At 64.6% G+C, this 14,453-nt stretch carries 13 protein-coding genes; 3 read left to right on the top strand and 10 right to left on the bottom strand.

Going from position 1 to position 14,453, the window contains the following annotated elements:
- Positions 1-5: 5 nt before the first annotated feature.
- The 7 genes from ACFYX0_RS25050 to ACFYX0_RS25020 all read right to left on the bottom strand — a co-directional run bounded on the left by ACFYX0_RS25050 (position 6) and on the right by ACFYX0_RS25020 (position 4,736).
- A complete protein-coding gene (locus tag ACFYX0_RS25050; protein WP_388973268.1) occupies positions 6-200 on the bottom strand; it encodes a hypothetical protein in 195 nt (64 codons plus the stop codon).
- A complete protein-coding gene (locus ACFYX0_RS25045; RefSeq protein ID WP_388973266.1) occupies positions 197-469 on the bottom strand; it encodes a hypothetical protein in 273 nt (90 codons plus the stop codon). The genes ACFYX0_RS25050 and ACFYX0_RS25045 overlap by 4 nt, the downstream gene beginning before the upstream one ends.
- Positions 470-610: 141 nt before the next feature.
- Complete coding sequence (locus tag ACFYX0_RS25040) at positions 611-2,842, bottom strand: cell division protein FtsK (RefSeq protein WP_388973264.1); 2,232 nt, start codon at positions 2,840-2,842, stop codon at positions 611-613.
- A gap of 76 nt (positions 2,843-2,918) precedes the next feature.
- Positions 2,919-3,305, bottom strand: coding sequence for an RRQRL motif-containing zinc-binding protein (locus tag ACFYX0_RS25035; RefSeq protein ID WP_388973262.1), 387 nt, complete (start codon positions 3,303-3,305; stop codon positions 2,919-2,921).
- Entirely contained in the window at positions 3,305-4,300 is a 996-nt protein-coding gene (locus ACFYX0_RS25030; protein ID WP_388973260.1) for a DUF2637 domain-containing protein, read from the bottom strand. The genes ACFYX0_RS25035 and ACFYX0_RS25030 overlap by 1 nt, the downstream gene beginning before the upstream one ends.
- On the bottom strand, positions 4,297-4,443 hold the full coding sequence (locus tag ACFYX0_RS25025; RefSeq protein WP_388973258.1) for a hypothetical protein: 147 nt from the start codon (positions 4,441-4,443) through the stop codon (positions 4,297-4,299). Before ACFYX0_RS25025 ends, ACFYX0_RS25030 begins: the two co-directional genes overlap by 4 nt.
- Complete coding sequence (locus tag ACFYX0_RS25020; RefSeq protein ID WP_388973256.1) at positions 4,440-4,736, bottom strand: hypothetical protein; 297 nt, start codon at positions 4,734-4,736, stop codon at positions 4,440-4,442. Before ACFYX0_RS25020 ends, ACFYX0_RS25025 begins: the two co-directional genes overlap by 4 nt.
- A 164-nt stretch (positions 4,737-4,900) precedes the next feature.
- On the opposite strand from ACFYX0_RS25020, the gene ACFYX0_RS25015 reads away from it, so the two are divergent.
- Positions 4,901-5,296, top strand: a complete 396-nt coding sequence (locus ACFYX0_RS25015; RefSeq protein WP_388973254.1) for a GntR family transcriptional regulator — start codon at positions 4,901-4,903, stop codon at positions 5,294-5,296.
- Positions 5,297-5,512: 216 nt separating this feature from the next.
- Here ACFYX0_RS25015 and ACFYX0_RS25010 read toward each other — a convergent pair whose 3' ends face one another.
- Both ACFYX0_RS25010 and ACFYX0_RS25005 read right to left on the bottom strand, forming a co-directional pair.
- Positions 5,513-6,055 (bottom strand): flavoprotein, encoded by a 543-nt coding sequence (locus ACFYX0_RS25010; protein ID WP_388973253.1) that lies wholly within the window; start codon positions 6,053-6,055, stop codon positions 5,513-5,515.
- Positions 6,056-6,072: 17 nt separating this feature from the next.
- Positions 6,073-7,308 carry a helix-turn-helix domain-containing protein gene (locus ACFYX0_RS25005; RefSeq protein WP_388973251.1) on the bottom strand — a complete coding sequence of 412 codons (1,236 nt, stop codon included), beginning with the start codon at positions 7,306-7,308 and terminating at the stop codon, positions 6,073-6,075.
- A gap of 684 nt (positions 7,309-7,992) precedes the next feature.
- Between ACFYX0_RS25005 and ACFYX0_RS25000 the strand changes: the two genes are divergently transcribed.
- Together ACFYX0_RS25000 and ACFYX0_RS24995 are read left to right on the top strand one after the other, a co-directional pair.
- On the top strand, positions 7,993-11,826 hold the full coding sequence (locus ACFYX0_RS25000) for an NACHT domain-containing protein (RefSeq protein WP_388973249.1): 3,834 nt from the start codon (positions 7,993-7,995) through the stop codon (positions 11,824-11,826).
- Positions 11,827-12,459: 633 nt separating this feature from the next.
- Positions 12,460-13,188, top strand: a complete 729-nt coding sequence (locus ACFYX0_RS24995; protein ID WP_388973247.1) for a hypothetical protein — start codon at positions 12,460-12,462, stop codon at positions 13,186-13,188.
- 886 nt (positions 13,189-14,074) lie between these two features.
- Here ACFYX0_RS24995 and ACFYX0_RS24990 read toward each other — a convergent pair.
- Positions 14,075-14,453, bottom strand: a 379-nt coding sequence (locus ACFYX0_RS24990) for a transposase (protein WP_388973245.1), incomplete at its 5' end; no start/stop codon positions are given.

The raw sequence follows: 14,453 nt of genomic DNA, 5'->3' as shown, positions 1-14,453 counted from the left end.
TCCCGTCAGTTGCCGAGCTGGGACAGGAAGCGGGCGAAGGACGCCACCAGGTCGTGGATGGGGCCGTAGGCGCCGGTCCCGGCGGTGAAGAAGCCGAAGAGGAACAACAGGACGGCGGCGCCCGCGCCGGTCGACTTGGTCCTGACGGCGACGACGGAGGCTGCGCCGAACAGCAGTACGGCCGAGAAGGTGAGGGTCATCGGGTGGCCTCCGGGCGGGTGTCGGCGCCGGCGCGGTAGATGCGGGCCCAGCGGTTGTAGAGCCAGCGGCCGACGCGTATGCGCTTGCCGGTCGCGTGGCAGCGGCGGCAGTCCTTGCCGCGCTTGAGGCGTCCCTTGCGGTCGGTCTTCATCTCAAAGCCCCAGCCGGAGCACTTGCGGCAGTTGCCGAACGGCGAGACCGCGCACAGTCCCGCGTAACCAAGAGTGACGGCGAGTAGGCAGGCGATAGCGAGGAGGAGGGGGGTCATGAGGGGCCCTTCCAGGCGGTTTTCAGGCGTTTCCGCAGGTGGGGTGCTATCCACTAGTTCGCAGGTGGGGCACGGTTTGGGCTGCTAGCGGGGGTGCTACCGGTAGCAGGCGTGGGTGCTACCGGTAGCACCCCGTCAGGCCTATGCGGCGCCCGGCTTTTCGCTACGCTCCGCAATCGCCTTCATGAGGTCGGCGCGGACGATGCCGCGGCGGGTGGTGCGGGTGCCGTCGTCGGTCGTCCCGGCCACGTCGCGGGTCTTGATGCCGTGCGGCTTGAGCGCCGAGGTGACGTTCTCGCCCTTCCAGCCGCTGTAGACCTCCGGCCGCAGCTCGGCCAGGCGGGCGGCGATCCGCTCGTTCCACACCCGCTCCTCCTTCTCCGGCACCACGGCGGCGATGTCGGCGAGCAGGTCGTAGGACGGGCCCGTGACATCCTCGGGGGTCTCCCCGAGCGCGTAGCCGGAGAGCAGTCCGGCCTTCTCGCGGGCCTTGCGGGCACGTGTGGCGATGGCGTCGGCGCCGGGGGCGTCCACGTAGACGGAGGCGACGATGCGGGCGTCGGCTCCCTCGCCCACGAAGTAGTGGATGCCCTTGTCGCCCCAGGCGAACATGGTCGCCCGCACGCCCCGCTTGTACGCGGAGGTCCCCAGCACCATGTCGTTCTCCAGCTGGCCCATGACCTTCAGGCACCAGCGGGCGGACGCGTTCGCGCTGATCCCGGTAGGCAGCGACTTGGCGTCCGGGCGCTGGGTGGCCAGCAGGACCACGATGCCGGTGGCCGGGCCCCGCTTGACCAGGTCCGTGATGATCTCCTCGAACTCCTTGCCGTGGTCGGGGTGCTCGAACAGCACCTGGCACTCATCGACCCCGACCACGATCGGGTGCAGCCCGAGCGAGCGCTTGTCGGCAAGGGCGCTGGTCACCTTGGACTCCGGGCAGATGTCCCGCGGCAGGGAGCGGATCACCTTGGTGCGGCGCCGCAGTTCCTCGCGCAGGGCGCGGAAGGCGGCCAGCGCGTACTGGATCGCCTCGTCGTCGTCGCCGGCGGCGTGCCGGTGGGAGACTGCGTTGCCGACCGGGTCCAGGTCGCCGGTGCCCTTCATGTCGTAGGTGTGCAGCTCGGCGCGGGGGTCCAGGGCCGCGATGAGCAGCAGCAGCCGAAGCAGGAAGGTCTTGCCCATGCGCGGGATGGCGCCGATGACGCCCGCGATGTACATGAGGGTGATCTCCACCCAGCGTCCGCGCTGGTCGGTGCCGAACGCGACGGGCTTGAACAGGTCCACCAGCCCGGTCTTGGCCAGCGGCCATGCGGGCTTCTTGGCCTTGTTCATGTCCTGGTCGCCCACCCACAGCACGAGGTGCCCGGTGTGCTCGTCCGGGACGGCCTCGGGCCACACGCACCCGAGCGGGCGGCGCAGGCCGGAGGCGAGCCGGTCGCGGCGCTCGATGACGTCGGTCACGGTAACGCCGTAGGGGAGATTGCCCTCAGCGCGCCAGCCGGGGCCGTCGCGGGTGATCGGGGCGGTGAACTCGAACCCGTCCCGGCCCTTGGCCTGCGCCTGGTTGATGGCGGGGATGCCGAGCGCGCCCAGCGCCCGCAGCACGATGTCACTGGTGAGCTTGGTGGCCTTGGGCAGTTCCACCGCGCGGTGGATGACCGGGGCATCCGGGCGGCGGCCGGCGAACCCGAGCGCCATCACGACCGCGCTCACCGACACCGCCTGAAGCCAGTCGGGCGCGAGCACGTACATGGCCAGCGCGGTGCCCAGGCCGACGAACATCGCCAGCACCGTCACGAGGGTGCGCAGGCGGACCCGGCCGTCGCGCTGCCGCGACAGCTTCAGGTACTCGGCCGCGTCCTCGCGGCGGACCGCGGCGAGTCGGACCGGCTCGCCCTCGCGGTCGGCCGCCCACCGCATGGTGCCCCCGATGAACCGGGCGGCGCCAGTGGGGGCCTGGAGGGTGAGGCGGGCGGCGTAGACGGGGGCGCGCAGCGCGTGGTACCCGGCGGCGTGGGCGTAGTGGCGGGCCACCCATGCGGTGGCGGTCCGCAACTCGGCCACCGACTGCAGCCATACCGGGACGACGGCCCGGCGCTGCGCCCCTGCCAGCCGACCGAGGTAGCCCGGACCGGTGGCGGTCGGGGTCGGCTGGTCGACCATCGCGGGCGCGGTCGGGTCGGTCGACTCGGTATCCGACCGGACTGCGCCGGAGTCGGGTGACCGGTCGGCGTCGGGTCGGGCGGTCGGGTCGGCCGACTCCCCACGGGCCGACCTTGCCTTGTCCAGGTCGACTACCTCGCCGCCGGAGGCGGCGGTCATCTCTGCTTCCAGTCGGCTGAAGAGTTCGTTGTCGTCGTCGGGGTGCTTCACTGGGGGTTCCTTCTCTCTGGGAGGGATGCGGGGCCCGGCCGCTGCTTTGGTCGGTTGAGACCGGGCCCCGTACAGGTCAGGCGGCGCGCTGTTCCTCGGGGTAGGCGCAGGGGATGCACATCCCGAGCGAGGTCGGGATGCAGTAGCTGTAGGTGATCCGGCACTGAGGGCAGGTGCGGCGGGCGAGCATCGCCAGGGCGAGCGCACCCCACTTGCGAGAGGTCATCGGCCGAACCGGCGTCGCGCGGTCGACGAGGTACAGGTAGGCGACCTGCAACCCGCCCCTCCGGCCCCGGTGGCGGCGCATCACCTGAGCCGCGACGGGCTGTCCGCCGGGCCGCAGCCCGGCCGCACGGAGCTGCCGACGGGTGGCGTAGCCGTCCGGGGCGAACCGCCACGGAAACGTGGGGACCCCGAACCGGACGCCGGAAGGATCGAAGCACTTGCCGTATGCGGCGGACATCAGGCAGCCGCCTCGGTGGTGTCGTCGCTGTCATCGGCCACGGGGCGGAGAGGTCGTCCCTCTGCCCGCTCGCCCAACAACAGGTCCCGCAGCACACGGGAGTTGGCAGCCGAGCAGTGCAGCGTGGTGCGAATGGCTTCCGCGTTGATCGCGTCGTCTGCCCAGTCGGCCGTTGTCTTGCGCGCCTCGGCCAGCAGTTCCGCGGGGGTCCGCGGCGCCTTCGCTGCCTTGCCCTTGGCTTTGGTGGGCCGCTTACGTGGCTGCTTGGGCGCCTCCGGCTTCGGCGGCTGGTCGGCATCCTGCGGCGGCGCGGGCAGGACGTCCTCGCTCGCGGGGGCCAGTTCCCCCAGCTTGAGCAGCACGCGTTCGGGGCGCGGCGTCTTCGACCGCCACCGCCAACCGTGCCGCTCCCGCAGCCGAGCACGGGCTAACTGCCGCTCTCGCTCCCGAGCCAGCGCGTCGGAGTAGGAGGTGATCTCCCAGAGCGTCATCCGCCGCCACAGGGCGAACGTGGACAGCGGTGCGAGCATCCAGCGGGAGAACCGCACCTTCTCCATGCGGCGACCGGTGGCGGCGCCGATCCGGACGGCGTAGACGTGGGCGCCGATCTCGGAGAACACCACCCACAGCAGCGGCATCGTGCCGTGCGCCACCTTCGCCCACAGCGAGTGCCCAGCCGCGATGTTCAGCCCGCACGTGACCAGCGTCAGCGCCCACGGCACGAACCGCACCCACGCCAAAGCCATGTCCATCCGGATCAACAGCAGGTTGGCCACGGTGAACACCGGAATGGCCACGTCGATCCCGACCGGCAGCATCCACGGCTCGCCGAAACCCCAGCGAGCCGCAGCAGAGGAGACCGCGTCGAACGAGGCGATCAGCCCCAGCGCGCCGACCCCGGCCGCGGCCAGCGCGCCCAGTCCGGCCAAGCCCATCTCGGGTTTCGTCAGCGGAGGCACCGCCGGCTGACTGGTGACCTCAGTCGCGGTGGTCATGCCGTGTCGCCCTCCTCCGAGGCCCGGAGCTGGGCGTCCATGAGTTCGGCTGCCACGTCGTTGACCTGACCGTCAAGGATGCGCTGGTAGACGGCCTCGCTCTCCAGGAACACGCGGTCCTGGAAGTTCGGGCTGTCGCTCATGCCGCCGCTCCCTTCCGGGAGGACCGGTGGCGGACCGGGCGCGCCAGTGGGACGACGTTGAAGAGCTCCGGCGCGTGTGCCTCGATCACCTCGGCGGCGATGCGGGCCACGTCGTCCGGCAGGTTGCTGTACTCCGGGTCGGCGAGGATGTCGCGCGCCGCGTCCAGACGGGCCGCGCGCTCTTCATCCGTCTCTCCCTCGGCCCCAAGCCACAGCTCAACCGGGGTCCCAAGGGCCAGTTCGACGAAGTCCTCAGCTGAGACGGGCTGTTGATGGCCGATGTACGTACGCATGGACGTTCTCCTGAGTCGAAGAAGCGGGGAGAACCGCGACGGCGGGCGACCTTGCTGGGGAGTCCCGCCGCCGCAGCACCTTCAGATTGACCTAGGTCAATCTGACTGTCAAGGGGTTCTACGGGCGATCAGAGATTGACCTAGGTCCGGCTACTCTCGAACCCATGGAGCAGAGCTCAGAAGCGCCCAGGCAGACGCCCACGGCCAAGGACATCGCTGCAGGATTCCGCACGAAGATCACCGGCCCGAACCGCGAGTACGAACCGGGCGACCAGCTTCCTGCTGCTCGCAAGCTCGCCAAGGAGCTTGGCGTGCAGCTCATGACCGTCCAGGGCGCGTACGGCCAGCTCCGTGACGAGGGGCTGATCCTCACCCAGCAGGGCCGTGGGACGTTCGTCCGCGACCCGTCTGCGCCGCTCGGCACCGAACCGGGCAGCAGCCCTGCATTCACTGCCCTGGCAGCAGAACTCAGCTCGATTCATGACGCTCTTCGTGTGCTCGGCGAGCGGCTAGACCGTCTTGAGCAGATCGTCGGCAACGGGACTCCACCCTGGCGGTGAGATCGTCCGCACGCCTCAGCAGCCGCTCGGCCTCGGCACGCGCCTCGCTCAGACTCACTTCGATCACGGCGAGTTCCAAGGGGGTCAGCCCTCCTGGCTCGCCACTTCGCTCATTGCTCCCGGACATGCCAACGAGGATGCGGCCGGAAGCGGCAGAGGACCCGGACAGACTGTCCGGGTCCTCTTTCCTTGCAGATCAATCGGGTTGACGGCCCGTCACCCGGCTGCCTCGTCCACTGCATCCAGTACTGCCCCCCAGGGAAGTTCACGCCCCGCCGGCGCCTCCCTCGGTTCGTACAGCGGCCACACGGCCGGCCCGTAGACCAGGTGCACTGCCCCAGCCCGAAGGGCGTCGATATGGCCTTGCCACGCGGGGTGGCGAGCGTGCGCAGCATTCACCCGCGGGAAGACGACGACCGGGAGACCAAGAGTGCCAATAGCCTCGCTAACCTGCGTCAGAGCCTGGTTGTCCATCAGCCCAGTGGCGAGCTTGGCAACCATGTTGGCCGACGCGGGAGCGACCACGTAACAGTCAACCGGCGGGTGCGGGCGAGCCTCCCTCGGAAGTCGCGGTTCGTCACGCACCGGCAGGCCAGTGAGCTTCTCCAGTCGCTCAGCCTCGCCGCTCATCCGCAGCCACTGACCTGCCGTCGGCGTCAGTGTCACAGCCACCCGCCATCCTCGGTCCATCGCGGGCTCAACAAGGCCAGTGCGTAGCGCCTCGACGCCCCCGGCAGCTGCCCCGACGACTCCGAGCACCCCTCGCTTGCCTGAATTCACTGCACCGCCCTGCACCGCTGAGCCATCGCGAACACCTCGGACGAACGCGACCCGCCGGTCACCGGAGACTGCTTCATGAGGTCTCGCAGCGTCTCGCGCACCCTGGGATTGTTGCGTACGAGCTGCGGCGAGGTGCGCTCAGCCGTACGCAACTCCGAGAACGCCTCATGACCCTGCCCGGCCAGCGCCAGAGCACGCGCGAAGTCGATGCGGTGCGAAACGCTGCGTTCCTGCGGCATGTGGTCAACGTTGATCCGCCCGTGCTCCACCACGTAAGAGACGTTGTCGAGGTCCAGTTCAATGGACAGGCGATGGAGCAGCACGTTCGTCGGCCCGAATCCGGTCTGCCAGTAGTTCTGATCCGACCCGAGGTCATCCGCAAGTTCTTCCGCTCGGTCCAACAGCGCCGTCGCGGTAGGCCGGTCTTGATGGCGGGCCGCGGCGACGGCGGCGCGCAGATGGATCATCCCCAGCAGACTGAGCGCGGCCGGGTTGCTATCGGTGACCTGAGACGACAGCCACGCGGATGCCGTGTTCCCCAGCTCCAGGGCGTCGTCGTAGCGCCCGTTGGCCAGCAGGGCATGCGTACCGGAGCGTGCGGCCGACGCCAACACGAGCGGGTCGTCCGACTCGTCAGCGGCTCGCATCGCGCGCTCAGCAGCAAGCCAAGAGATGTCTGACTCACCGATCTTCGCGAGCGTGGTAGCTGCAAGGTGGTGCGTACGGGCGGACACTGCCCAGCAATCGCTACGCTCATCGCCTCGGCGTACCGCTCGGTCCTCCAACTCCTGGGCGGTCTGCAGTAGAGCGGGGAGAACGGCGATAACGCTGCCGAGTCGTCCGCCCTGATAGTCGTTCCATGCCTGCTCAACGCGTACCGCTACGGGGGCGGGCGTAGGAAGCTGAGCTTCAGCTTCGGGGCCGAACAGCAGGCGCGAAAGCCGACGCGGGCTCATGAGGGCGTCGCGCACAGCGGGGACGTCATCCTGTTGCTGCTCGTCGTCCATGAGAACGGTCTGACCTAGCAGGTCCCCGAGAGGCACGCGCAGGACGCGCGACAGCTCCGCAAGCATGTCGATGCGGGGCGGCTTCCTACGCCCCGTCTCGATCTTCGCGAGCCAGTCCGTGCTACGACCGACCAGGCCGGCCAGCACCTCTTGCGTGTAGCCGCGGCGCTTCCGGTAGAACGCGATGCGCTCGCCGATGCTGAGGTGATCTCCAAGACCACGCATGGGGCGTTGCCTCCGGCTGCTGAGTAGGGGCGTCATTCACAGTACCGACGCGGCGAGGAACGGGTAAGCGGGCTCAACTCGTACCGCCACGCAGCATGCGGCACTGAAGAGGACGGGACCCGGACGGATTGTCCGGGTCAAAGGAACCCGCATCACGTGTCCGGACTGTCCGGCTGTCCGCAAATGGCTCCTACCTGGGAAAACGGGCCGGACAGCTCAAAGTGCGGGTGTCCGGGCTGTCCGGTCACAGACGGGCTGCAACACTCCGGGTGTTGCAGCCCGTCGGCGGAGCCGACCTCTCGATGGACTTCCGATCTGCTCTGCCTCACGAGCGCTGAACTGTCGACGTGGAACTTTCCCTACCTGATCAAGGCGGCTCGCTCCGCTCCCCGCGCACGGCCCGGCCCCCGGCCGGGCCTGCGCTCCTGTCTCCGCCCCGCTCCAGCCCGGCCGGCACCCGCGCCGCGCACAGAGCAGTTAGCCGCCTGATGTCAGAGAAGGTGTACGTCGTCGCTGGGGCAGTCAGGTCCAAAGCCTGCCCGAGTTGCCAACCAGCGTACGGCCCCCCTGGCGATGCTCGACCCCAGGCTGGGCAGGCCACCAGCCAAAGCCCTCCGTCACCCAGTTCGTCTCAACTCCGCTGAACGCCAGGTTTCCAGCCCTCCGATCCGGCACCATGGCGGTGTGACTCGCTACGACCTCACTCGCATGGGCCCTCAGGAGTTTCAGCGCCTGTCTCAGGCACTCCTACTGGCCGAGTTTGGATCCCATATCCAGATCCATGGACTAGGCCCAGACGGAGGCCGAGATGCAAGCACACGAAGTGATCTCACAATCTCCCGAAATAATGCACCATGGACTGGCTACACGGTAATTCAGGTAAAACACAAGGAGGAACTCACTCGGCGGACAGTTGACGCCCAATGGCTACTCAAAGAGCTCAAAAATGAAGTTTCACACTGGCTAAAAAGAGAGGAGAAGCCAGATCAACTCCTCGTCATGACAAACGTTATTTTGACACCTTCCCCCGGCGGCGGCGAAGAGTTGATTAATGAGTACCTTAATTCAGTTGCACCAAGCCTTGGGTTGAAGGAATGGGATGTATGGCATGCAGAGAAGATCTGCCGCCTCCTGGATGCGCACACCAGCGTCCGCCAAAAATATATGGGGGCAGTCGTAGGGGATCTCCTCTCTACACTTACAGACCTTCTAACGGGCGACCAAAACGATATTGCTGATGCAATCTCCGGCCATTTGGCCAGGGTTTTTAAATCCGAAAAGTATGCCGAGCTCGATCAAGGCGGGGGTGTTGACGACCGCAAGGTCCCACTTGCGCGAGTATTCGTCGACATTCCCTACGGAGACACGAACAGTGATGAAGAATTCCTATTCGACGAGGAGGACACCACTAGGTCCGCCAGCACAGCAACCATAATTGAGCAAGCAGATCGGGCGGCTACGCCCACGGACCGCGCCCAAGATCCTCAGAGAGGGCGCATTGTGGTTATCGGTGGGCCAGGACAAGGAAAGAGCACGCTCGGAAGATTTGTTTGCCAAATCTATCGCGCAGAGCTGCTCGACAGGCACGAGTATTTGCGGCACCAGCCTGAGATCAGGATGGAGGTTCAGCGGACTCGGACTATATGCCGAGAAGAAGGAATTCCTCTACCTACTGCGCTCCGCTTCCCTGTATTCGTTTCTCTCCCGAAGTTCGCGAACTACCTCGCGGCCAACCGATCGGGTTCCCTGCTCTCATTTATCGCAGAGAGAATAGGCGGTGGCGCGAACCTTCGCGGTATACGTCTTTGGCTACGGACATATCCTTGGCTACTCGTGTTGGATGGGCTTGACGAAGTCCCCAGTACGGCTAACCGAGGGACGGTCATGGACGCCATCAGCACTTTTCATGACTCCGCTGATGCTTGCGGTGCCGACATTGTAGTTCTCGCAACGAGCAGGCCGCAAGGGTATAAAGAGGAGTTCGCGAACTACTTTTTGATGCGCCTGACTTCACTTACACAGAACCAGGCTCTCCGTTACTCGCAGCGACTAACTACTATAAGACATGGCGAGGGCAGCGAAAAGTCTCAAGAAATCATGCAGCGAGTTAAAAAGGCTGCACTCCAGACAGAGACAGCCCGACTAATGACCACCCCGCTCCAAGTAACTATTCTGGTACTTCTACTGTCCCGCTCCAGCCGCGCCCCAAGCCAACGGTTTGTCCTATTCGACAATTACTATCAAGTGATCTACGCGCGCGAGCTGGAGAAGGACACGCCTCACGTTGAGGTTCTCGACCGCTTCAGAACTTTTATCGATCTGCTCCACTGGCGTGTCGGTTTGCGGCTTCAGAATGACGCCGCGAAAGCATCTCACACCGAGGCATCCCTGAGCCGTACAGAACTCAGCGTCGAGCTAGAAGGGATCCTCCAAGACGAAGGCTACGAAGAGCACGATCGTAGCGAGCTGGTATCTCAAATCATGAACGCTGCTACGGAACGTTTGGTCTTTCTCGTAGCCAACACTTCGGAAGAGATCGGGTTCGAGCTTAGGAGCCTTCAAGAATTCTGCGCAGCTAAGGGACTACTGGAAGGCAGTGATGATCAGGTTTACAGTCGGCTCGCTATAATCGCGTGCAGCGATCACTGGCGAAACACGTTTCTGCTAGCCAGCGGTGCAATATTCTGTAGCAATAGTGCCCGACGAGACATGATCATTACTATTTGCAGTGCACTTAATTCGGGAGATGTCGAACAGTTCCCCGGCACGAACGGTCCCCTTATGGGATCGCGGCTCGCCGTCGACATTCTCGTCGACCGAGTGGCGGATACAGCACCACGCCATCAGCGGCTTTTGACTGATATCGTACTAGCGGCTATTCGGCTGGCATCTCCGAATCCCCTAGTTACGCTGGCTCGCGTCGACTTCACAGATAAAACCTCTGCCTCCAAGGTAAAGGATGCACTTTCACGCGCTCTTTCCTCACCGGATCTCTTTTCTCGTCTTGGAGCTCTGCTCACCCTATCTGCCAAAGCAGATCTGGGAAGCACTGACGATCTCGAACTGATGCGTTCACACTTGCAGCACGAGGGCGTTGAAGCTAAGCACATATTTTTGCAATCTGTTTCTTCTGTAGCCGGACCCGCCGTTTCGCTCTCACGCCTACTTATATCTGAGATCTTGGAGTGGCCACCGGAGTTGGTTAACGTGGCTACACTTACAAGGGGTTACCACTCGCTCCGCAGCAATAGTGAGGAGACTGACCAGGTTCCCTTTTCGCCATCCACTCGAATGATGCTTGGTTTGACTAGAGTCCCCAGTGTTAGCTACGTGCTCGACGGGGTTGAGCGCCAAGCAATGCGGATACGGATGATTCGGGGGCCTGAACAGAAAAGTCCCCTATCGGACACGACGGTGGCGTACGCGACAGTCGCCGGCGACATGGGTCCCTGGGAGTTTCTGCGCAAGTCGGTGCTATTTACTGATGACCCAAGTCCGTCGACTTGGGAATCTGCCACGGACGCGCTAAGGATTGCCGACGGGGATCTTGTAGCGAAATGGTGGACTGCGCTCCCTTGGCCACTAGCGATCTGGTGGGAGCGGGATCGACCATCTCTCGAAGTTACGTCAGAAACAATATCTCACTGGCAAGAGGCTCAGCGAGCCTGGATCGACCTCGACGTAGAACAAGTTGGGGAAACTCCTCCACAAATCTCACCCCGGGTCTCTGGCGTGCCGGCCGTTGCGCTATCGATGTCCCAAAAAGATCCATCTCCAGAAATGCTCCTCGGAATATTTTCGCGAGTATCTCGCTGGCCGCGAGATCGTTTCAAAGATGGGCTCCTGTCGTGGTGGTGGGGCGCAGTCGGCAATCTCCGGAATGGCGTGGAGGACGTGTTTCTCTCGTTCTCCAACGACGTATGGGAGGAATCGGTAAAGTGTGCTCTCTCCGTACCATCGAGCCTTATCGTGCAACTTTCAGTAACAGACCATCCAGAGCTCGTCCAACTAGCCGACACGCTAGGCAAGTTGGCACCGCGTATGAGCATTGACCAGAGGATGCCTCGTATGCAGTCGGTTCTGGTTCCCCGTGCGTACATGACCTGGGAGCGGAATCCCGAGCATTGGGGTATCGGAAGAGCCTTGATGCGATATCCGCACTCTCGCACCGCTGTGCATCGAAAGTGGGGAGATGTAGAGCAGCTTGACGACGATCCGACGAACATCTACCGCAAGCTTTCTGTCGCCTGGGGAGGGAGTTGGGATGAGGATGAGGTTGAGGCGATTGCTGATTACCTCTATCGTCACGCGAAGGGCCAGGAGACGGTGCCCCTTGGTTTCTTTGCAAAATTCATCGACGGCTGTGGAGGCGCTGAATTGATCAGCAGGCTGACCGCGACCAATGATGAGCGACTGAGGACAGTCGTTAATAACCTCGCTCGACGCCATGCGAGCAGGGTAGTTCCGCTCCCTGAGCCAACCATCAGAATGAATCCAGATAACAGCAAATGGCAGTAGCTAAGAGGTGGATTTCCTCGACGAGTCGTCGCTGCTCGCCTCGGTGTTGAGAGCAGCAACCCATGGGGCGATCGGTCTGAGCTGACGTCATTGAGCCGGCACCCGAGCTCCAGCGCTGAAGTCCGCCGCACCACAAGCGCACCAGATCGAGCGTGGGACAGCGGGGAACCACGAGAAAGCGGCTGATTGCGTAGGATCACGATCAGCCGTTCGCCCAGCACCCAGCATGGCCGCGAATGATCGCAGCTTCGCTGGGGTTTCTGCCGTGGTCACGGGACGGCCGTTACCGTCTGCTCTAGTCGACGGAAAAAATCGGTAGCGCGGCTGAGGCCGGTGTGGGTGCAGCGAGGCATACGCGTGCGAGGTCGGTCGACGCACCCGCCATCGTGGCTGACTGTCGTCGGCTGAGGTTCGTGCCACTGTCGTGCCAGATGCAGCGGTCAGCCAAGGTCAACGGGGGCTTCTGGCGGTCGAGTTGCTGGGCATCTCACCAGTCATCGACGCCCCAGGTCACCGGCACGACTGCCCAGCCTCTCTCCTAAAGCGGGGCTGCTCCAGTCCGGCCCGACGTCAGGCGGGACACCCCCGGGCCCTGGCAGATGGGGAAGCGATGACGGCGAGTACGCTCCGCGCATGGCTCTCACGGTGCACATCCCCGAATATCTGGAGGACTGCGAGCTGGTAGCAGGCGAGGATCTCGCGCGCGAGCCCGCCTTCTGGCTCGCACATCTCATGTTGACCGTGGGAGATCCAAGCGAGGATCCAGAGCTCTACGGGGTGGACGCGTCGGTCTACGAGGAGATGGTGGAGCGCCTCAGCAACCCTGAGGAGCCCTGGCCTGTGCTGCGGGTCCCCTTTGAGGGAGGCCATACCGCTTACGCCGTGTACGCCAACTTTGACGACGCTAACAACGTCGACTTCTTCGTACGCCACCCCCAGTGGGGCCGACTCGGCTACCTCGGCCAATGCGGCGCTGACGATGCGGGCCCCGGACTGTCCTGGACGGAGCTCGCCACACTCGCTGAGGCCGCACACGACAGCAGTGAGGGTTTGACCGACAGCTCACAGCGCCTTCTGCTCCTGCTTCCGATGCTCGGCGACGCCGAGATGCCTCGCGAAGCGCGCCACATGGTGGGGCAAGCACTGATCCGTTGCGGCATACGTTCCGATTCAGCCGACGAGTTGGCCACCGTACTGGTCGGCGAGCAGGAGGCCGATAGCGAACCGCGCTGGGCCGTCATGACAGACAGCCCGATCGCAGTGTGTTCGTCGCCCTACAGCCCCCGCCACATACCGCTCGCCCTCGGCATCACCCCAAGCCAAGCCCAGGCCCTCGCGGGCGCCCTCAACGGACGTGGGTGACATCCAGGGCTGACATCAACGTCGAGGTACACCAGCGGTCCAGGGCAGTCAGACATGACCGCGCCCTTCTGTGGTGAGGCGCCTCCCGAGGGCCCGTGCTCAAACTCCTAAAGCGGGGGTCCACGCCTGACGGATGAGACCATCCGTCGATGGCAGACGCACAGCTACCCCCGGGCGGACCCTTCAACAGATCCGCGATTCATCCGGGGGACCGAGAGGACGAGATGGGGACTCTCGGAACCCAAGTCGAGTACGAGATAGTCAAGGTTCGCGACATGCTGGCTGATTCGGTTGCGGTCCTTGACCCGAATGACAAGCATCCACTGCCCACTCGGGTGCTCGCTACCAACCTGGGTGTTGACGCCGGTTTGCTACTCGGCCTTCATTACACGTGCCTCGTTTCCCGTGACCCGTACGGAACTACTCGATCTGACTACCGCCTGAGGCGCAGTGGCAGCTTGCCGCCGACAGCTCAGCCGGGGGTCTAACGCTGAGCGGTGCGGCGGCGGTCGCCTCCCCAACACGAGTCGAATGCCCAGCCAGGTTCCTTCGGGACGATAGTGTCCCTGCTCGTGGTGTAGGCGATCAAGGCGCCGGAATCCCCAGGTCAGGGGCAGTGACTCCTCCGGGCCCGGGTTTCAACTCGCCTCAGCAGGGCTCCTCGTGGGCTACCGCCTCCGCGGAGATCGTGCAGGGCCTCGTACCGGAACGCGTGACGCTTGATCCCCTACACCACGACGCGGGACACGACCCATGAGATCACGACGACACGCATGCACGTGGTTGCACCGTTCTGACATCCACGAGTGACATCAACGACTGCGGACAGCGGCGACAACCAGCAGCCACCTACGGCACCGGTGTAGGAGGCGGGCCCTAAGAACTCCTAACAAAGTGAGAGGTTGACCAGTCGGCGCCAGCAGATGATGCCGCAGGCCAGGCTGAGGAACGCTTCGTGGATGTCGTCGCGGATCTCCCAGCGGATGCGTAACCGACGGAACCAGTGCAGTAGCGCGAAGCTCTGTTCGACCACCCACCGGTGGACGCCCAGACCTGAGCCGTGGTCGGTGCCGCGGCGGGCGATAACGGGGGTGATCCCCAGGGCCTGGACCTGCTTGCGGTACTTGTCGTGGTCGTAGCCGCGGTCGGCGTAGAGCGCGACCGGTCGCCGTCGGGGCCGCCCTCGCCGGCCGCGTACGGGCGGGACGGCCTGGATCAGGGGGATGAGCTGGGTGACGTCGTTGCGGTTTCCGCCGGTCAGCGAT

It is taken from the genome of Streptomyces sp. NPDC002573 (assembly GCF_042889625.1).
Classification (GTDB): Bacteria; Actinomycetota; Actinomycetes; order Streptomycetales; family Streptomycetaceae; genus Streptomyces; species Streptomyces gibsoniae.
Note: the sequence above shows the minus strand (reverse complement) of the source record. Positions and strands in the feature narration are given on the sequence as shown.